Annotated in this window: 18 protein-coding genes and 1 riboswitch; of the genes, 11 read left to right on the top strand and 7 right to left on the bottom strand. The window is 35.8% G+C overall.

Features of this window, described 5'->3' with window-relative positions; all coding sequences use genetic code 11:
* Window positions 1-324 carry a DMT family transporter gene (locus DET63_RS23660; RefSeq protein ID WP_000263259.1) on the top strand — a complete coding sequence of 108 codons (324 nt, stop codon included), beginning with the start codon at window positions 1-3 and terminating at the stop codon, window positions 322-324.
* Between the two features lie 40 nt (window positions 325-364).
* On the opposite strand, the gene DET63_RS23655 is transcribed toward DET63_RS23660, so the two are convergent.
* Window positions 365-1,594, bottom strand: a complete 1,230-nt coding sequence (locus DET63_RS23655; protein WP_113938029.1) for an aminopeptidase — start codon at window positions 1,592-1,594, stop codon at window positions 365-367.
* A gap of 116 nt (window positions 1,595-1,710) precedes the next feature.
* Entirely contained in the window at window positions 1,711-2,793 is a 1,083-nt protein-coding gene (locus DET63_RS23650) for a polysaccharide deacetylase family protein (RefSeq protein WP_113938028.1), read from the bottom strand.
* A gap of 504 nt (window positions 2,794-3,297) precedes the next feature.
* Between DET63_RS23650 and DET63_RS23645 the strand changes: the two genes are divergently transcribed.
* Window positions 3,298-4,005, top strand: a complete 708-nt coding sequence (locus DET63_RS23645; RefSeq protein ID WP_113938027.1) for a hypothetical protein — start codon at window positions 3,298-3,300, stop codon at window positions 4,003-4,005.
* A 47-nt stretch (window positions 4,006-4,052) separates the two neighbouring features.
* Here DET63_RS23645 and DET63_RS23640 read toward each other — a convergent pair whose 3' ends face one another.
* Window positions 4,053-5,249, bottom strand: coding sequence for a NupC/NupG family nucleoside CNT transporter (locus tag DET63_RS23640; RefSeq protein ID WP_016093450.1), 1,197 nt, complete (start codon window positions 5,247-5,249; stop codon window positions 4,053-4,055).
* A gap of 197 nt (window positions 5,250-5,446) precedes the next feature.
* A riboswitch (purine riboswitch) is annotated at window positions 5,447-5,548 on the bottom strand.
* A 121-nt stretch (window positions 5,549-5,669) separates the two neighbouring features.
* Here DET63_RS23640 and rlmD point away from each other — a divergent pair.
* The 3 genes from rlmD (at window position 5,670) to DET63_RS23625 (ending at window position 10,438) form a co-directional block, all read left to right on the top strand.
* Window positions 5,670-7,046, top strand: a complete 1,377-nt coding sequence (gene rlmD / locus DET63_RS23635) for a 23S rRNA (uracil(1939)-C(5))-methyltransferase RlmD (RefSeq protein WP_044444283.1) — start codon at window positions 5,670-5,672, stop codon at window positions 7,044-7,046.
* Between the two features lie 201 nt (window positions 7,047-7,247).
* The gene (locus DET63_RS23630; protein ID WP_113938026.1) at window positions 7,248-8,237 is read left to right on the top strand and encodes a tRNA dihydrouridine synthase; all 990 of its coding nucleotides are present in this window, start codon (window positions 7,248-7,250) and stop codon (window positions 8,235-8,237) included.
* A 182-nt stretch (window positions 8,238-8,419) separates the two neighbouring features.
* Entirely contained in the window at window positions 8,420-10,438 is a 2,019-nt protein-coding gene (locus DET63_RS23625) for a GAF domain-containing sensor histidine kinase (protein WP_113938025.1), read from the top strand.
* 103 nt (window positions 10,439-10,541) lie between these two features.
* Here the strand turns inward: DET63_RS23625 and DET63_RS23620 are convergent, their stop codons facing one another.
* The gene (locus tag DET63_RS23620) at window positions 10,542-11,453 is read right to left on the bottom strand and encodes an endonuclease NucS domain-containing protein (protein ID WP_113938024.1); all 912 of its coding nucleotides are present in this window, start codon (window positions 11,451-11,453) and stop codon (window positions 10,542-10,544) included.
* A gap of 230 nt (window positions 11,454-11,683) precedes the next feature.
* Here DET63_RS23620 and DET63_RS23610 point away from each other — a divergent pair, with 230 nt between their 5' ends.
* A complete protein-coding gene (locus DET63_RS23610) occupies window positions 11,684-12,202 on the top strand; it encodes a YehS family protein (RefSeq protein WP_113938022.1) in 519 nt (172 codons plus the stop codon).
* A 94-nt stretch (window positions 12,203-12,296) separates the two neighbouring features.
* Window positions 12,297-13,004 carry a M48 family metallopeptidase gene (locus tag DET63_RS23605; RefSeq protein WP_113938021.1) on the top strand — a complete coding sequence of 236 codons (708 nt, stop codon included), beginning with the start codon at window positions 12,297-12,299 and terminating at the stop codon, window positions 13,002-13,004.
* A gap of 69 nt (window positions 13,005-13,073) precedes the next feature.
* Here the strand turns inward: DET63_RS23605 and DET63_RS23600 are convergent, their stop codons facing one another.
* Both DET63_RS23600 and DET63_RS23595 read right to left on the bottom strand, forming a co-directional pair.
* A complete protein-coding gene (locus DET63_RS23600; protein WP_113938020.1) occupies window positions 13,074-13,769 on the bottom strand; it encodes a GNAT family N-acetyltransferase in 696 nt (231 codons plus the stop codon).
* Between the two features lie 14 nt (window positions 13,770-13,783).
* A complete protein-coding gene (locus DET63_RS23595) occupies window positions 13,784-14,893 on the bottom strand; it encodes a mandelate racemase/muconate lactonizing enzyme family protein (RefSeq protein WP_113938019.1) in 1,110 nt (369 codons plus the stop codon).
* A gap of 93 nt (window positions 14,894-14,986) precedes the next feature.
* On the opposite strand from DET63_RS23595, the gene DET63_RS23590 reads away from it, so the two are divergent.
* Window positions 14,987-16,264 (top strand): transcriptional regulator, encoded by a 1,278-nt coding sequence (locus tag DET63_RS23590; RefSeq protein ID WP_113938018.1) that lies wholly within the window; start codon window positions 14,987-14,989, stop codon window positions 16,262-16,264.
* Here the strand turns inward: DET63_RS23590 and nhaC are convergent.
* Window positions 16,261-17,682 carry a Na+/H+ antiporter NhaC gene (gene nhaC, locus DET63_RS23585; protein WP_016093442.1) on the bottom strand — a complete coding sequence of 474 codons (1,422 nt, stop codon included), beginning with the start codon at window positions 17,680-17,682 and terminating at the stop codon, window positions 16,261-16,263. The two genes, DET63_RS23590 and nhaC, sit on opposite strands and share 4 nt — an antisense overlap.
* A 288-nt stretch (window positions 17,683-17,970) precedes the next feature.
* Between nhaC and DET63_RS23580 the strand changes: the two genes are divergently transcribed.
* From DET63_RS23580 to DET63_RS23570, 3 genes are all read left to right on the top strand, one after another.
* Window positions 17,971-19,086, top strand: a complete 1,116-nt coding sequence (locus DET63_RS23580; protein WP_002159466.1) for a M20 peptidase aminoacylase family protein — start codon at window positions 17,971-17,973, stop codon at window positions 19,084-19,086.
* A gap of 153 nt (window positions 19,087-19,239) precedes the next feature.
* Window positions 19,240-19,848 carry an SAM-dependent methyltransferase gene (locus DET63_RS23575; RefSeq protein WP_113938017.1) on the top strand — a complete coding sequence of 203 codons (609 nt, stop codon included), beginning with the start codon at window positions 19,240-19,242 and terminating at the stop codon, window positions 19,846-19,848.
* A gap of 3 nt (window positions 19,849-19,851) precedes the next feature.
* A complete protein-coding gene (locus tag DET63_RS23570) occupies window positions 19,852-20,598 on the top strand; it encodes a hypothetical protein (RefSeq protein ID WP_113938016.1) in 747 nt (248 codons plus the stop codon).
* Window positions 20,599-20,633: the final 35 nt, after the last annotated feature.

Here is a 20,633-nt window from a genome sequence, read left to right as displayed (position 1 = left end):
ATGGTATATTGGCTATTATTACTTGTAACAATTATTTTTGAAGTAGCTGGAACGATTGCGATGAAGTTATCGAACGGTTTAACAAAGCTTGTTCCAAGTGTACTTATTTTCGTATTCTATGGAATTTGTTTCAGCGTGTTTGCTATCGTTGTTAAAAAGATTCATTTAAGTATTGCTTATGCAATTTGGTCTGGTGTGGGAACGCTACTTATTACAATCATTAGTGTGTACTTTTTTAAAGAGCATATTAATTTATTCCAAGCATTTTGTATTCTCTTTATTGTTTTAGGCGTAATTGGACTGAAAGTGTCATCGGCATCATAAAAGGCTATCTTCCGGCGTGGAAGATAGCCTTTTATTTTTATTAAAACGCCCAGTTACCTTTACGGAAGATCGGCTCATGTCTTCCATCAGCTGTAATGCCGTCGATATCAAGCTCAGCTGATCCAATCATGAAGTCTTCGTGTGTAATACTAGCGTTTGCGCCATTTTCAGCAAGTTCTTCTTTAGACATTGTTTTTCCGCCAATTAAGTTAAATGCATAAGCATTTCCGATTGCAAGGTGGCAAGATGCATTTTCATCAAATAGCGTATTGTAGAATAAAATATTTGTGTTTGAAATTGGTGAATCATGAGGTACTAAAGCTACTTCGCCTAAGAAGTGAGAACCTTCATCTGTTTCTACTAAATGTTTTAAAGCATCTTCACCAGATTCAGCTTTATAGTCTACGATACGTCCGTTTTCGAATGTTAATGTAAAGTTATCGATAATATTACCTGCAAATGCTAACGGTTTTGTGCTAGATACTTGGCCGTTCACACCTGTTTTAAGAGGCATTGTAAATACCTCTTCAGTTGGAATGTTAGCCATAAATGCTACGTTCTTTTCATTTAAGCTACCAGCACCAGCCCATACATGCTTCTCTGGAAGTTCGATTGTTAAGTCTGTTCCAGGGCCTGTATAGTGAAGAGCTTTATAATGTTTTTCGTTTAAGTAATCTACTTTTGTATGTAGTGTTTCATCATGTTCTTTCCATGCTTCCACAGGATTTTCTAAATCAGCACGAGCAGCTTTGAAGATAGCATCCCATAGTTTTGTTTCTTGTTCTTCTGGCGCTACGTCAGGGAATACTTTTGCAGCCCATTCTTTCGTAGGAACAGAAATTACGCACCAGCTTACTTTATCTGCTTGTACATAATCACGGTATACTTTCATCGCTTCTCCAGCTACTTTATGAGCTGTTGCAATTTTCTTTGGTTCTACACCTTTTAATAGATCAGGATTCTCTGCATAGATGGACATAAATGCAGCGCCTTCTTTTGCTAATTCTTCACGAGCATTTGCTTTCCAAGAAGGGAATTCAGAGAAAGCTTCTTCAGGAGCTAGATCGAACTTTAAGCGTGTTAACGTCTCATCATTCCAATCAACATATACGTGTTTTGCACCAGATTTATATGCTTTTTCTGTAACGAGGCGTACAAACTGTACAGCCTCAAGAGGTGCACTGATTGATAAAGTTTGTCCGGGTTGAATATTAACACCAACATTGACTGCAAGGGCAGCATATTTCTCTAACGTTTGTTCAAATGACATATGTATAATCTCCTTTAGTTTGAAAGATTTCTTACTATATATAATACAAGAAAATTCTAAAAATATATATAAATATAACGTAAAAAGAGAGCTCAAAATGTATTGAGCTCTAATAGTTATTTAATCGAAGAAGCAAATTGTTCTACAGTCGTTGTATGGTGTATGCGAACACGCTTCATTTTTAACAACTCATCAGGTTCACCCTTCGTAATGAATTGTCCAGGCTTCGTTGTTGTTGCAAATTGATAGTGTTTCTTTGTTTCTGCGACAACTTTATCATCTACATGACCGAAAGGATAAGCAATTGCGATAACAGGCTTACCTGTTATTTTCTCTAGCTTTTCTTTTGATCCTTTTAACTCTTCATCATAGTTTGTAATTTTCGGCAAGTCTGCGTGTGTTGCTGTGTGAGATTGTACAGAAAAAATACCTGAATCAACCATTTCTTTTATTTCAGATGTAGAAAGAGCTCCTTCTACATCAACGTTATCAACAATCATATATTCTGTTGCCGCTGGTTTAAATGTATCCTCTTTTAGTTTTTGTAAAACATGAAATGCATTCATATTATTTTTCATACCGTCATCAAATGTAACGAAAATCGGCTTGTTTACTTTATTTATATCGCCCCAGCGTTCAAACGTTAACAAAGTATAACCATTTTCTTTTAAATACTTCATTTGTGCTTCAAAGTTAGCAGGCGATACGAATAAATCTTTAATACCTTGTCCATGATAATCATCAATTGCGTGATACATAAGAACAGGAACTTTTTGCTCGAAAGTAATAGTAGATTTCGTAAGTGGAATAGCTTTTCCGCCCTCTGTTGTTCCTGTTGCTTCAATTTGGTATTCACCGCGTTTTCCTTCAAATTCTTTTATATCAAAAGGAAGTGTAAATTGTTTCTCCTTTTCTTTAGAAGAAAAAGATTTAGCGTGTTTCTTTCCATCAGCAGTGCGCCAAATTTTATATTGTACTTCGGTTAAAGAATCTTTTATGTCTGTAATATGAATATTTGCGTTTGTAGATTCGTGCGTAATTGGACTATAAGAAATTTTACCTTGTTCCCGCACCGTCTCTTCTTGTTTCTTAACCTCTTGAACCTTTTTCTCTTTTGCAGGTTCTGGGCTAGCATTATTTGTGTTACAGCCTGCTAGAATGGCAGACGTACATAAAGCAATTGCTGCGTATTTTCTCATAAAATCACCTTCTATTGTGTATTATGTTGCATACTTACATTAAAATCCCCACCTCTGTAAGAGAGGTGGGGATATACCCTTGTTCATCATATCATTTTTAGATATGGGATAGGTTAGTGACTTTGAATAGAGGTATTCTTTCGTTTTTTATTAGAATTGATAATAATATAACCGACTACAAAGATAAGAGGAATAATGAAGACATAGATAGGCATTCCCCATAAATAATAGCTTTTCATGGTCAAGACTAGTAAATGTAAGAAGTCGAAAAGGGCGTGAGCTTTCATAATATCCTCCAATATATTTTTACAAATTATAACATTTTCAATTTGTAATTTGTATATTTTGGTAAATAATTTAAGTTAATTTTAAAGTAAGAGAAAGGTTTATTAATATGCAATTTTGCATATTTAGAGTAGTTTCTATTAAAATATCAGGATCTTGGACTATAATAAGAACCGCTATAAATGTAAGTAAGAATGATGTACGGAGTGGAGAACAGAAATGAAATATAAAAAACTAGTATATATCCTTTTCATATCGCTATTCATAGTCGGTTGTCAAAGTGAAGTGAGTAAAGCGAATAGTGTGGAGGAGTATATTCCACCGCATCTTATGAATGCGGAAGTGACGGCGGATATTATGACGATTGAGATGGATCGTGATACTCGTAAAAAAGTAGAGGCTATTACTAAAAAAATGAGTGATCATGTGAAAAATGATAAAGAGTGGTATGTAAACTACATATCGGGGCATATAGATCAACAGGTGAAGCCATATCATCCTAATTTTGGTATTACAGAAGAAGAATATAACTTTTTTAGGAACGCCGTTGAGAATAGTAGTTTATCTAACACAAGTGATGGAAAACTGCAATTTAAACAAAAAAGTAACCATGAGATAGAAATTGTTTCAAGTAAAAACTTAGAGCTATTTCGAAATATAGTAATTGATACGGAGAAAAATATAGTAAAAACTTCGTTTGGAGAATGTCAGTATGTTGGAGAAGAAAAAACATCTTTGGAACAAAAGATAACGGGGCCCTGGCATGGCAAGCAATGGATGCTAAAAGAACAAAATTTAATTTATATATTTTCTTTGGGTAAGCTTGAAGGAGAGGATAAATCCATTATTGATATTTCAGTAAAAGGTATACACGAAGGAAAACTTATTAGTAAAGAGGAAGTAATTGAATTCCGTTCTATTTCATAAGGAATCAAAAAAATCACCTTACTTAAAAGAGTAAGGTGATTTTTTTATTAAATAAACAATCCAGCGATTGTTGCAGATAAAATAGAAGCAAGTGTTGATGCAAATAGCATTTTCCAACCAAATTTTGATACGATGCTTCCTTGTTTTTCAGAAAGGGCACGGATTGTACCAACAATCGCACCAATTTGGCTAATACTTGCGAAGCTAATTAAGAATACTGTAACGATTCCAACTGTACGTGGAGCTAATGTTGCAGCAGCGCCTTTTAAATCAAGGATTGCTACGAATTCGTTTAAGACAATCTTCGTACCCATAATACCACCAGCTGGGATAATATCTTGAGTTGGAATACCCATTAAGAATGCGAATGGAGAAAGTATATAACCGAAGATTTGTTGTAAAGTAACAGCATATCCCATTGCACCTGAAGCAGCGCTAATTACGTAGTTTACAACTTCCATAACACCAATGAAGGCAATCATTAACGCAGCAACGATACCAGCTACTTTTAAACCATCAAGCGCACCGTTAATCATAGCGCCGATAAGGCTATCTCCGAATAGGTTTCTATCAAATTTTTGAACCACTTCGTCTTCTTTTTTCGTATCAACTGGTGTTAATAATGAACAAACGATTAAGCTTGAGAATAAGTTTAGCGGAAGAGCCGCTAATACATATTTCGCATCTAACATCATAACGTATGATGCTGTAACAGAAGCAGAAACGGAGCTCATTGCAGAACAACAAATGATAAACATACGGTTTTTATTAAAATGTTGTAAATCATTTTTAATAACGATTAACGCTTCACTTGAACCAAAGAATACAGAATTTACTGCGTGGAATGATTCAACGCGTGGTAAACCAGTAATTTTTGAAAGTGCACCGCCGACAATACGAACGATGAATGGTAAAACACCTAAATAACTAAAGATAGAAAGTAGTGCTGAGAAAAATACGATAATTAGTAATACGTTTAAGAAAAAGACAAAATCTCTTTGAATTCCATTAAAGAGAAAATCGACACCTGTCGTACCAAGTTTAATTAGTTTGTTGAAAACTTTACTAATGAAGATGATAATTTGCTGTCCGATCTTTGTGCCAAACATAAACCAACCGATTAAAATTTGGAAACTAATCATAATAGCAATTGCACGGAAGTTGATTTTACTTCTATTGTTTGACAAAGCAAAGCATAAACCTAAAACGACAAGAATACCGATAATGCTCATTACATATTGCATGTAGTTGCCCCTTTCAGAAGTTCGTATAAAGTTTTTACATAAAACGCTCGTTATATTACTAAAAATAAAGTAATGGAAGTTTCATGTCATACGTAAGATGTCTGACCTTTTTGAAAAATAAAAAAAAGACTCCTATGGATTCACTTTCATCTATGAGAGAAAGCTAATCAATAGGAGTCTTTTTTATACATAGGCTAATATTCATTAGTTTTCCCCATAGTCCAGCAATTTAAGGTTGCCGGGTAGAAACTCTCGATCCATATTATCGACTATATATGAGGTAACATCGTCCGTATTAAATTAGTAGTAGCGTAACATTACTAGAGAACTATCGTCAATAGCTTTTTTTCTTCCAATAGAAATAGACCATATAAGTATGATAAAATGTAACGCAGTGTTATGAAAAAGAGAGGTCGGAAAATGAGTATAAAAATGACGCCACCAGTTGAAAAAAACGAGTTTATAGATGTAGTGTTTGAAGATTTAACACATGATGGTGCCGGTGTTGCGAAAGTGAAGGGATATCCTATTTTCGTAAAAAACGGATTACCAGGTGAGGAAGCGCAAATTAAAATTATTAAAGTGAAGAAAAACTTCGCGTTTGGTCGTTTAATGAAGCTTCATCAAGAAAGTCCATATCGTAAAGATGCAGAATGCCCCGTGTACAACGAGTGCGGAGGTTGTCAACTTCAGCACTTAACATATGAAGGACAATTAAAAGCGAAAGAAAAACAAGTACGTGACGTTATGCAGCGCATCGGTGGATTAAGTGATGTTCCTGTTCATCCTGTACTTGGCATGAAAAACCCGTGGGTATACCGCAATAAAGCACAAGTGCCAATTGGAGAACGTGAAGGTGGACTTGTAGCTGGTTTCTATCGTCAAGGAACGCATGACATCATTAATATGGAATCATGCTTAATTCAGGCGGAAGAAAACGATACATTAATTCAAGAAGTAAAACGTATTTGTGAAAAGCACGGTATTTCGGCTTACAATGAAGAACGTAACAAAGGAACACTTCGCCACGTAATGGCTCGCTACGGACAAGTAACAGGGGAAATTATGCTTGTCTTCATTACACGTACAGCTGAACTGCCAAATAAAGAAGCAATCATTGAAGAAATCGCAGCGAAATTCCCAGAAGTAAAATCAATCGTTCAAAACGTAAACACGAAACGTACAAACGTTATTTTCGGAGACAAAACGACAGTACTGTACGGATCAGAATATATTTATGACTTTATCGGTGACATTAAATTTGCGATTTCAGCACGTTCATTCTATCAAGTAAACCCAGAACAAACGAAAGTGCTATACGATAAAACGTTAGAATACGCAAAATTAAATGGTGACGAAACAGTAATCGATGCCTATTGCGGAATCGGATCAATCTCCTTATTCCTAGCGCAAAAAGCGAAAAAAGTGTACGGTGTTGAAATTGTTCCAGAAGCAATCGAAGACGCAAACCGAAACGCAGCACTAAACAACATGACAAACGCTGAATTTGGCGTAGGAGAAGCAGAAGTAGTCATTCCAAAATGGTACAAAGAAGGCGTAATCGCCGACACAATGGTCGTAGATCCACCGCGTAAAGGCTGTGACGAAGCATTACTAAACACAATCATCGATATGAAGCCAAAACGCGTCGTATACGTATCATGTAACCCAGCAACATTAGCACGCGACTTAAAAGTACTAGAAGAAGGCGGATATAAAACGCAGGAAGTACAGCCTGTTGATATGTTCCCGCATACGACTCATGTGGAGTGTGTGGCTTGGCTTAAGTTGGTATAATAAAAAAGCAGTTGATATAGAAAAATCTATACCATCTGCTTTTTGGTTTATAAAAATACCATTCAGCAACGATTTTAGTTAAAATGAATATTGCTGATTTTCACAAAATATAAATGCCCAAATGTACTTTTGCTATTTGGCTTTATATTTTTAAATTGAGAGTTTGAAATTGTATTCATATTGAGAGGATTTGAATTTGAAATGATAGATAATTTTTGGAATAATTTACCACGACCATTTTTCGTACTTGCACCCATGGAAGATGTGACAGACGTTGTTTTCCGTCACGTAGTAAGTGAAGCTGGTAGCCCAGATGTATTCTTCACAGAGTTTACAAACTCGGATAGCTATTGTCATCCAGAAGGTATGAAAAGTGTACGTGGCCGTTTAATTTTTACAGAAGATGAACAACCAATCGTGGCGCATATTTGGGGAGATAATCCTGAATATTTCCGTCAAATGAGTATTGGTATGGCAGAATTAGGATTTAAAGGCATCGATATTAACATGGGTTGCCCTGTACCGAACGTAGCATCAAGAGGAAAAGGTAGTGGTCTTATTCTACGTCCAGACGTTGCGGCAGAACTTATTCAAGCAGCAAAAGCAGGCGGACTACCTGTCAGCGTAAAAACACGACTCGGCTTTAAAGAGTTAAGCGAATGGGAAGATTGGTTAACGCATATTTTCAAACAAGATATCGCAAACCTTTCTATTCACTTACGTACAAGAGAAGAAATGAGCCAAGTCGATGCGCACTGGGAACTAATTCCGGAAATTAAAAAATTGCGTGATCGCATTGCACCAAATACGCTAATAACAATCAATGGAGACATTCCTGACCGTCAAACTGGAATGGAACTTGCTGAAAAATACGGTATTGATGGCGTTATGATCGGACGAGGTATCTTTAAAAATCCATTTGCTTTTGAAAAAGAGCCAAGAGAACATAGCAGTCAAGAACACCTTGATCTTCTAAGACTGCAGCTTGATCTTCAAGATCAATATGCAGAAGTACTACCACGTTCAATCACAGGGCTTCATCGCTTTTTCAAAATTTATGTAAAAGGATTCCCTGGAGCTGCTGAACTAAGAAATCAATTGATGAACACGAAATCAACTGATGAAGTGCGTGCGTTGCTTGATAAGTTTGAGGCGAGTGTTAATGTGGTAGAAGGTAGTGAAACAGTGTAACTTTTGAAAGTTACACTGTTTCATTTTAATTAAGGTGAACCGTATCATAAGTAAGTGAGGTATTCTATGTAAAAAAGGGTAAGAAAAGAATACAGGAGAAAAGTGAAAATGGTAGGTTGGTCTTGATTTTCAATGATAGTATCATGTTTATTTTATTATGCCTATAATTGGAGGCCATGTGAATGTTAAGTGATCAGGCGAGATATTCTAGGCTCGCGAATATAACAAAAATAATAAATACAAAATTAGAACTACGTGAAGTATTGCAGCGTGTAACAATGGCGATATCAGAGGAGATTGTTAAGTGCGACGCTGTTGGAATCTATTTACCCCAGGAAGATGGAACATTTAGAGGGTTTGCAGGAAAACCAGAGACAATAAATGGCGTAACGCTCGATACTCAGGTAATTGATCCTGAAATAGATTTACTGGCAAAAGAAGTTATTGAAACCAAAAAAACCATTTATATTCCTGATACATCAAAGGATCATCGGCCGGATCCGAGACCAGTTGCTGCGTTCAAAATTAAGTCCTTATTAGCTCTACCTATCTCATTTGGGCAAGAGTTATTTGGTCTGGTTTTTTTATTTGATTATGGAATTCCAATGAATTTAACAAATTCAGAAATTCAAAGTGTTGAAGCTTATGTAAATATGGCTGCGGTCGCAATTCAAAACGCAAATAATTTAACACAAAAGGAAAACCTTATTTCCGAGAAGCAGCTGTTACTAAATGTTACCCGTGATTTATCAATGTGTTCCTCGATACAGGAGAGTTTTGATAAATGTTTTCTTTACTTAGGACAGATTTTAGAGAGTAAAAACATGGCTGCCCACCTTTTAGACCCGCTAGACAAAACAACGATTAAAACAACGAAGTTAAGCAAGGACTGTGATTGGACAGAAGCGGATTGGGTGGAGAAAAGCTATGAAGCCAAGATCCAAGAGGTTATTCAAACAAAAAATATAGATAGTAAGGGTCTACTGATGATTCCATTGGTTTCAATGGGAGAAGTATTAGGAGTAATCGTCGTTGGCAAAGAGGGAAAAGCTCACAATTATGATAATTCCCAAATGCAACTGGCAAAATCTATCGTTGATGCCACAGCACCTACGTTTTCCAACTTGTTATATATGGATCGACTTGAAAGCATGGTGGAAGAGCGAACGAGAGAACTAGCTGTTGCTAATGAAAAGGTTACAAGTGTGATTGAAAGTATTACGGATGGATTTTTTACTTTGAATAATACATGGGAATTCACGTACGTAAATAAGCATCAATATTTTCCACAAAGAAAAACAGCAAAAGATGTATTAGGCAAGAATATATGGGAGATTTTCCCGAGTAGCGTTGAAGAAGTTATGTATAAGGAACTTCATCGTGCAATGTCAGAGCGAACTACAGTTTATTTTGAATTTTTTTCTACCTCTGATGAATATTGGCACGAAGTTATTGCATACCCGTATGATGATGGTATTTGTTGTATTTTTAAAAACATAACGGAAAAAAAGCAATATGAGCAGGAATTGAAAAGGTTATCGAACATAGATTTAATAGGGAAAATGGCAGCAGGTATCAGCCATGAGATTAGAAATCCAATGACAACAGTACGAGGGTTTTTGCAGTTATTAAAAGAAGAGCCCACCTATGGGAAACATAATAAGCACTTTAATTTAATGATTGAAGAACTTGACCGTGCCAATTCTATTATTACTGAATTTCTCTCAATGGGTAATACAAGGAAATCGGATTTGCAGATGTTAGATTTAAATTCAATTATCCGCGATATTATTCCTTTAATAAAGATTGATACGTATAATCAAAATAAATATATTCGAGTTGATACAAATGATATTCCAGAATTACTTTTAAATCGTAATGAGATACGGCAATTATTAATCAACTTATACCGTAATGGCTTAGAAGCGATGGACACAGAGAAAGTTCTAACCATTAGCACCTACAAAGAAGGTCGAGATTGTGTGGTGCTTGCAGTGCGGGATCAAGGAAAAGGTATCAGGCCTGAAGTATTAGAGAAACTAGGTACTCCATTTTACACAACCAAAGATAATGGAACTGGATTGGGGTTAGGTGTATGTTATGCCATTGCTGCCCGGCATAATGCGAAAATAGAAATTCAAACAGGATCGGAAGGCACTACCTTTTTTGTTAAATTTAATTATGAAAATAATGAACAATAACCTCATTTAGATTAGTTACGGTGAACCGTACCACAAATATTCATATTTGAGTTGCATAAAAAAATGGACAAACCTATATTAGGTTTGTCCATTTTCAAGTATGTTAATTAATAGTAAATCCCCATCCGTAATTTCGCACGATTATCCTATCCTTTTTTGCTTTATTAATATCATCCTCAAAGGAAGGTGATGTCCCACTACCAACTAAAATACCTTTTACAGTATTTAATTTTAATTCTTCTTTACATAGTTTAATATAATGTTTAATTTGATTTAAAGCGTTTCTATCAATAGGGCCTTTCTTAATTTCTACTACAATAAATTCGTTATTAGTAGTATCTCTTAATAACAAATCTAAACGTGATTCATCTGAGAAGATATGCTGTGATTTTTCAATTGTATAGTTTGCATCAAGTATTGAAGGGTTAGAAATGATGAATTTCTCGATATCTCTTTCTAAAATTTGAAATACTTCTTCAGCGGTTAAAACTCTATTAGTAAGTCTACCCTTGGACTCATTTTGTTCAATTAAATCTAATAATAAATTGATATCAGATGGATTCAATTCTTTCCAAGTACGAAGAGCAGAAGAAATTGCACTTAATAAAGTTTGATTAGGATTAAGGTTTGCAGACCTGGATAATTTACTCAATAATTCAGGTGTAATTTCCAAAGGAACTTGAAGGACTTTAGATTGAATAGGATTTCCAAACGCAATACATTCGCTTGGTGTCAGTTGCTGAATCTCTTTCTTTAGGTGAGGATTATCATATTTATTCATGATTAAAAGATTCTGTTTGATATCTTTTACAAGCACGACTTCTTCGACCAGATAATATGCGGTTATACAGCGCTTGTTATGTATTGTTTTATGAAAGAATAGAAAATCTCCCTTTTGTACTTTTAGGAGCTTTTCGGTATTAGCCCCTGACTCTCCATATGTATATTCTGTTAGCATTGGGTCCTCATGTCCGAAGTTTCGTTCAGCATCTTTATAACCAATTAGATAATTCACTATTGATTCCCTCCCGTATGAACTCTAGTATCATTATAATTCAATTGGTTTAAAATGGATAATCCCAAGTGCCTAAACAACATATATTGCTGTTTTAAACTCATCCCCAAAAGCATTAATCCACCTAAGACTACAAAACCTACCTCTAAAATGTTAAAGTAGTAACTTAACGATATTAATTTATACATGCTAAAAGCATTACTATAATCAACATTTCAGGAGGAAATACAATGGCAATGAGCAACAACGATATATTAAAAAGAGTAAGATACGCTTTAGATATAAGAGATATAGATATGGTAGAAATCTTTGAACTTGGCGGGATGGAAGTAACGAAAGAGGACGTACTTGATATGCTTACAAAAGTAAAGAGAAGTCCACAACATGAAGCGGAAGATGATGATGTAATCGAAGATGAGTACGTATTAACATGCGACATGATGATGCTAGAGGCATTTTTTAATGGATTTATTATTTTAAAAAGAGGGAAGCAAGATCCGAAACCAGGGCAACCGGCACCTGTACAGAGCAAGGAGAGTGCGAATAACCTTCTTCTAAAGAAAATGAAAATCGCACTATCTTTAACGACTGAGGATGTGCTTGATATATTAGATAGCGTAGGCGTTATCGTAACAAAAGGAGAGTTAGGCGCTCTATTAAGAAAAAAAGGCCATAAGCATTACAAAGTGTGCGGCGATAGATACGCAAGGAATTTCATTAAGGGATTGGCTGTAAAGTATAGAGGATAATAAGTTCAGTGAAACAGTAAATGATATAATAGATAGAGTAGGGTGTTTGTGTCCTATTCTTTTTTATTTGTAAAATAATACACTAGGTGATGAAATGGTACATACATATTTAGGTGAGACAATTAATTTTCATATAACTTATAAGAAGAAAAAGTCGGTGCGTCTTTTTGTAGATTCGTACGGAAATGTGGAAGTGCAGGCTCCAAAGGGAACACCTGTTGAATACTTAGTCCAATTGTTAGAGGAGAAATGGGACTGGATTCAGGCAACACGTAAGGAAATGCAGGATCGAGCGCTTGGACCACAGGAAAAGGGTTATGATCAAGGAGAGGGCTTTCTGTATTTAGGGAATACGTATCCGATACAGATTTCTCAAGATGCAAGTATTACGCAAGACAATGCAGTTTTTGAAGGGGATAAGCTACACATTTATGTGAATGAGCTTAAGGATGAGAAAATCCAGCAGGCTTTAAAACGATTTTACTATAAGCAGTGCAAGGCATTAGTAGAGAAGAGTATTAAAGCGTATCAAAGTAACTTTAAAACAAAACCGCGTTCTATTCGTATTACAGATAGTAGTCGTACGTGGGGAACTTGTGATTCGAATTTACAGTTAACATTCAATTGGAAGCTAGCAATGGCACCTCAGAGGGTAATTGATTATGTAGTTGTTCATGAAATGTGTCATATGGTTCATTTAAATCATGATCGCTCTTTTTGGCGTCTTGTCGGGAAGATAATGCCTGATTATAAGGAAATGGAAAACTGGTTAGCGTTATCGAGTTGGAAGATGACGGTTTAGTTATTACTTTAGATTGTGGAATGAAATAAAGTAGAACCCTAATGAATTAGGGTTCTCTTTGTACATAGATTATCGTCCAAACTTCACAGTGAAAGTATCGTCTATTCTCTCCATCGCATACCCACGATACCCCTCTGAAAGTAACGCTTGCTTTTCACTAACATCACTCATCGGAACACTTTTAACATTCGTCCAATCTCTTTCTGTGTCCTTACGCAATTCCTTCACAAAAACATACCGCATACTACCGCCATACTTCTCCTTCAGCGCAGCAATTTCCATCCCTTGCGCAAACTTATCTTTTAAACTAGGAATGTTAAAAGGTGCAACGGTGCAACAAACATAGTCGTACTGGCTGTCTTCTTTTTGTAATTCATCCATGATGACTGTGGCTAATATTTTTTGCATGCCATTTCCTCGGCAGTTCGGATGAACGTTTGAGATTTCTTGATAGATGACGCGGTGTAGTTCACTTTCTGGTAGACCAATATCAAGCCCTAAATGTTCATCGTCGATAGGAGGGACTAGTAGGGCACGAAATGCGATGAGCTCGTTTTGTATAAACGCCCCGATCATCATGCCGTTTCCTTCTAGAATGTATTGAAATTCTTCTAGCGAGAGTGGTTGTAAACGACCTTTATCTTCTAGCGCTTCAACTATAACGTTTTGTAATGATAAAATTTGTTCCATATGTTCTAAAGATAGTAATGTAACGTGAAATGAATCGTTGTTTTGTTTTAATTTTCCTTCGTAAAGAATCGTCATGCGTTAGTCCTCCTTTAGCGTACAACGTCTTGAAAGACGGTTAATTCTTGTAATGTATTTTCGTTTATTTCAATGCCGAGTCCCGGCTTTTCGTTCAAGCGAATAAATGGTACGTCGTAATGTAAGTTTCCGATGTCTTTCGTGAATTTTAATGGTCCTGTTAGTTCGACGCTAGTAATGATTTTTTTTGAGAAAGCGACATGGAATCCAGCGGAAGAGGCAACAGATGATTCAACCATGGATCCAACTTGGCATTCAATACCTGCCATTTCAGCTTGATGAGCGAGTTTTACAGCTGGATATATGCCGCCGCATTTCATTAGTTTTATATTCACTTTATCAGCTGCGTCTAATTTAATAATTTGGCGCATTTCACGAGAGCCTTTTAGTCCTTCATCAATCATAAGCGGAAGGTCTGTTTTAGAACGAATGTGAGCCATTGCGTCAATATCATCCGCTATAACAGGTTGTTCAATCCAGTCAATGTTTAAATGACCTAATGAACGAAGTGCTGTTAATGTGTTTGCGCTATTTTTCCAGCCTTGGTTTACATCAACACGAATCGCGATATCATTTCCTACACGTTCACGTACAGCTTCAATTCGTTTTACATCTTCTTTTACATTTGTGCCGACTTTCATTTTGAAAGATTGGTAACCTTTCTTAATCATGGAAGCCGCTTCTTCAGCCATATTTTCTGAATCGGCGATACTTAAGACGTGAGTGACAGGAAATTCTTCATGGTAGCGTCCTCCAATTAATTGATATACAGGTTGATTTAGTTTTTTACCCAGTATATCAAAACAAGCGATATCAATCGCAGCTTTCGCAGTAGGAATACCGTAAATTGTATTGTCCATCATATCGTGTATTTTTTCGATATTCATTGGATTTTTCCCAATTAGAGCAGGAGCTAGTGTATGTTTTAAAACATGGAAAGTACTTTCCCATGATTCACCTGTAACGTGATCATCAGCAACGCCTTCACCGTAACCGATAATACCTTCATCTGTTTCCATTTTGACGATAATAGAAGGCATATCAGAATAAGAACCATAACTAATAACAAACGGATCGCGAAGCGGTAAACGAATTGCGTAAAGGTGAATAGCTGTAATTTTCATTGAATAAAGACCCCTTCCTGTTTACAATGGTTTTGTACATTTGATATAGTTGACGTTAAATAGTCGTTAATTAATGATAAGGAGTTAGAGAAAATGATGATAAAAATTGCAGTTGTCGGTTCAAAAGAGTTTATGGAGAATCTTTTACCTATTGCTCATAAACTAGAAGAGATAGAGATTGATCCATATATTTACCTTCACCCGGCAGAATCTTCTGAACTATTAAAGCGTTTAAAACCTTGTGATGTTATCTTTTTCTCGGGTGCCCTACCTTATTATATGGCAAAAGAAATAAGAGAACAATTACCAATTCCAAGTACGTACTTACAGCAAGACGAGACAACTGTCGCTTCTTCACTTCTTTCTATAATATATCATCAAAGTATTCAACCTCATAAAATTTCAATTGATTTAGTAGATCGTTCGTTTATTAAAAATGTGTTCCATGATATCGGTCTGAAAGAAACTCCGCAAGTGATGGATTATGAAAATGTGTTATGGAGTAATGATGAAATTAAGAGAATCATTGATTTTCATTTAGCTAAATATCAATCAGGAGAGGCTGATTTAGCTTTAACTAGTATTCACGCTGTCTACGATGAACTTCAAAAAATAGGTATTCCTTCAGAGCGTATGATAGATCCAACGCAATCAATTATACATGGATTAAAAGATGCAAAAATAAAAGCTGAGTTAGCAAAAAGCCATTCAGCTACTGTTGGTGCTTGTATTATATCCTTTATAGAGTTACAAGAAAAATCGTTTGAACAATTAAATATAATTTCAAAAGAATTACGTGGTTCATTTAAACAAGTTGATGAAATGACTTTTATTTTGTATACAACTCGTGGTGATATCGAATCGAGTACAAAAACAAATACGATAGATCTTTTATTTACGAATATAGAAGGAGCTGTATCTATTGGATTTGGTTACGGAAAAACAGTAAATGAAGCGGAACAAAATGCAAAAATCGCTCAAGGTTTCGCAAAAAATAATCCGATAGAACGCTGCTTTTATATACTAACAAGTGATAAAGAATTATTTGGTCCGTTCCCGAAAGAACAGAGAGTACAAAGTTTAAAAAACGATAATCCAGAATTAATGAAAATAGCGAAGGAAACGAAGCTTAGCCCTGCAAACTTGTCAAAAATTATTCAGTTTAGTCAATCGCATCCATCATTGAAATTTACAGCGGCGGATCTTTCTGAGTACTTACAAGTGACTAGGCGATCGACGGAAAGGCTGTTAAAGAAATTAGTTGATTACAGATATGCCAATATTTGCGGCGAGGAAATGCCCTATCAACAAGGGCGCCCTCGCGCAATATATGAGCTGAATTTACCATCGTATTCGTTTCAAAAATTTTAAGCTTCTAGTTGTGCTTTTTGTTTTTTCAGTAGGTCTGCTTTTTCAATATCAGATAGCTTCGTGATTGTGAAGCCAGTTATACCATAAATGATTGAGATAATAGGTACGATGAAATTCAATATAGCATAAGGAGCATATTCGAATGCGCCTACACCAAGTGTTGCGAGTATAAATACACCACATGTATTCCAAGGTACGAAAACAGAAGTTAATGTTCCACCATCTTCTAATGCTCTGGATAAATTTTTAGAATGTAGTCCTTTTTCTGTGTACGCATTTGCATACATTCTTGAAGGAACAACAATCGAAATATATTGTTCAGAGCAAGTAAGATTCGTTGCAAAGCAAGATGCGATAGTAGAAGCGATAAGTCCCTTTGCTGATGTCGCTAATTTTAAAATTTGATTTACAATTGAGCGAAGAATGCCAGTATGTTCTAGTACTCCTCCGAAAGTCATAGCGACAATTGTCATAGAAACTGTATTCATCATAGAGCTTAAGCCACCACGGTTAAATAGTTCGTCTACTAGCTTATTTCCAGTGTCTATAACAAATCCACTTTGGAGTGCACCGACAGCTGATGAGACAGAACCACCTTGAATAAAGACTTGTGATAAGAATCCTAAAATAACACCTACGAGAATAGCTGGTATAGCAGGGACTTTTTTAGCGACCAATACCATAACAACTACTGGTATAATTAATAGAAAAGGTGAGATAACAAAGTTTTGTTGCAATACTTGTAACGTTTGATCGATGCTTTTTGAATCAATATTGTTATCGCCAAAGCTTCTTCCTAAGAACGCATAAACGATAAGAGTAATAATTAAACCTGGAATTGTAGTAAATAACATGTGACGAATATGTGTGAATAAATCTGTATTTGTTAATCCTGCGGCTAAGTTTGTCGTGTCTGAAAGCGGTGACATTTTATCGCCAAAATAAGAACCGGAAATTATAGCACCGGCAACCATTGGAGCTGGGATTCCCATACTTAGGCCAATTCCCATTCCAGCAACACCAATTGTTCCCATTGTAGACCAGGAGCTACCGATTGCTAATGCAACGATAGAACAAATAATTGTAATTGAAACTAAAAATAGTGATGGAGTTAAAAGTTTTAAGCCGTAATAAATCATAGTAGCGACGATTCCACCGCCAATCCAAGCACCGATCGTTAAACCTACTAGAATAATGATAACGATAGCGGGTAATGCAAGGCGAATTCCTTTATACATCGATTCTTCAATGTCATTCCATTTGTAACCGTATCGCCAAGCGACGATAGAAGCAACGGTTGTACCGATAATAAGTGGGACGTGAGGGCTTTGTTTTAATACAACAATTGTAACCATCATAACTGCAACTGTAATGATAATAGGGATTATTGCTATGCCAAAAGGTATTTCTCTTTTCATAAACTGCCTCCTCATTATGTATGTTTGTATTTTTAGAATTGTCGCAAAATAGACGTTTATTAAGTTATAATAACTAAAGATATATGCAAGCGTCAACAAAAAACAGAAAATAAGGAATGTTCTATCTGTATAAATATCTTTATAAAATGAGTAAATATTGGTATTAATAGCATTTTAAAATAAATAATTGACTTTTTTCTTAAAATTCAATATGTTCATAAAAACATCTGTTTTTTCAGAAATATAATTAACTTTAATGGTTTGTAATTTGGGAAGGAGAATGAAAAGTTGAAAACATTAGAACTACAAGAGCGTTTAACTGAAATTTTTCAGCATTTACATGAAAACCCTGAAGTAAGTTGGAAGGAATATGAAACGACAGCTTATATTACTAACTTTCTAAAAGAAGAAGGAATTTCATATAAAATATTTGATGATTGCCCTGGCGTGATTGCTGAAATCGGAAGAGGGAATCCAGTTATCGCGATTCGTGCTGATATGGATGCACTATGGCAAGAAGTAGACGGAGAATTTAAAGCGAATCACTCATGCGGCCACGATGCTCATATGACAATTGTGATGGGCCTTATTTTACAATTGAAAAATATGAGATGGGATAGCGGTACTGTTAGATTTATTTTTCAGCCGGCAGAGGAAAAAGGAAATGGTTCCTTAAAGATGGTAGAGAAGGGCGCCGTGGATGATGCAGATTTCTTATTTGGTGTTCATTTAAGGCCAATTGAAGAACTGCCTTTGAAACAAGCTGCACCATCTATTCGTCACGGAGCTGCAGGATTTTTAGAAGGGATGATTCATGGAGATGATGCACACGGGGCACGCCCACATCAAGGTATAAATGCAATTGATGTCATTTCGATGATCAATATTGGATTGAAAAATATATGGTTACCGCCGCAGACGTCTTATTCTGTTAAGATGACGAGATGCCAAGCTGGTGGTGATAATCTAAATATTATTCCAGGTAACGGGCACTTTAGTTTAGATGTAAGAGCAGAAAATAACATATTACTAGATGAATTGAAGCGAAAAATAGAGCAAGTAATTCAGTCAGCTGAATCAATGGGATCTAAACTTTCTTATGAGTGGATCGATCTCGCACCAGGAGCTGAAGTGTCAGAAGAAGCTGAGCGTTTCATGCGGAAAGGCATTCTTGAAGTGTACGGGGAAGAGGGATGCACTGGACCACTGTATACGACAGGAAGCGATGATTTCCATTACTATACAGTGAAAAGACCCCATTTAAAAGCTGTCATGCTTGGACTAGGGGCGAACTTACAACCTGGATTACACCATCCGTATATGAAGTTTGATCATAGCTGTATAATGGATGGAGTAGAAATATTGAAACAAACTGTATTGAAAGTATTAGAAGACAGGGGCTAGAAAGCTCCTGTTTTTTTTGGGTAGGAAGTTGTTGTTAAGTCGATATATTCGATTTCGCGATAATATAATTTCACGTACCAATTAATTTGATGAAAATGAGCATTCAGTACGTGGTGTATAATAATAGTAATATTTCTTAATAGGAGCAAACGAATGAACGAACAATATTACGATGCTGTATTACATATAAAAACTGTCGGGGAGCAAAAAGGATTTAATAAGTCTATGCATTATCACCGTTATGAACCGACGCCATATAGCGGATTAGATGAGTTATTGAATCAATATGAAATAACAAGTAGCGATCGAATTGTAGACTTTGGGTGCGGAAAAGGACGATTAAACTTTTACATGCACCATAAGTGTGGTGCTTCAGCGGTTGGGATTGAAATGAATGAAGAGTTTTATAAAGAAGCGATGGAAAACCGTGAGCGTTATGCCAGGAAGGTAAAAAACAGTAAAGATAAAATTCGGTTTGAATGTTGTTTAGCACAGGAATATGAGATTGATCCACGTGATAACCGGTTTTATTTCTTCAATCCATTTTCTGTCCAAGTGTTTATGAATGTAGTAAATAACATTTTGCTTTCAGTGGAAGCGGTGGAAAGAGAAATTGATATTATTTTATACTACCCTTCTGAAGATTATATTTTCTTCTTGGAGAATCAGACTGCATTTGAATTGAAGAAGGAAATAAGATTACCGGGTGCTTATGAGAAGAATGGGAATGAGAGATTTTTAGTGTATAGATTGGAGCGTTAATGTATGGGGGCTTGGGGAGTAGCGATATTGTCAGATGATATTGCTAAAGATATTCAGTTAATTTATAAGGATTTGTTAGGAAATGAATATTCAAATGAAGAAGCAAGTAGGATTGTAATTGAGGAATACCTGACTGAACTAGATGATGAAGAGATTATTGTTTTTTGGCTAGCATTTGCTTGCATACAATGGAAGTTAGGAAGACTTCAAGAGAATGTTAAACTTGAGGCATTGCAAATAATAGAGAGTGGTGCAGATTTATCCCGCTGGGAGGATGAACCTAAATTACAGAGAAAACGTGAAGTAGTGTTAAATAAACTTAGAGAACAGTTACATTCTCCGCAGCCACAAGCTAAAAAAGTACCGAAGCGATTTATAGCGAATACTTCTTTAAAAGCAGGCGATGCTGTTAGTTACGAATTAGTATCGGGGAATTATATTATTCTTAAAGTCATTGAGATTATTGAGGAATGGTACGGGGATCGATATCCTCTATTTGAAATGTGTGATTGGGAAGGGAATGAGATTCCTTCAAAAGAACAAATTGACCAATTAGACTTAAAGAAAAGGATTTATGAAGATGGAAAGCAGGAAATAATTAAGCTTGCTATTTATTCTTCAGGAAAAAGAGATACCCCGGCCAAAAGAATACAAGTAGTAGCAGAAGATATAAATGTAGTATTAGATATAGAACCACCGTATGATTTAATATGTTGGAAGGCATTTGACGACCATTTACATACAATGTAATAAAAAAGACGCGCTACCAATAGGTAGCGCGTCTT

Origin of the sequence: Bacillus sp. DB-2 (assembly GCF_003315125.1) — a bacterium.
Taxonomy (GTDB): Bacteria; Bacillota; Bacilli; order Bacillales; family Bacillaceae_G; genus Bacillus_A; species Bacillus_A mycoides.
This window is presented reverse-complemented; position numbering and strand designations above follow the sequence as displayed.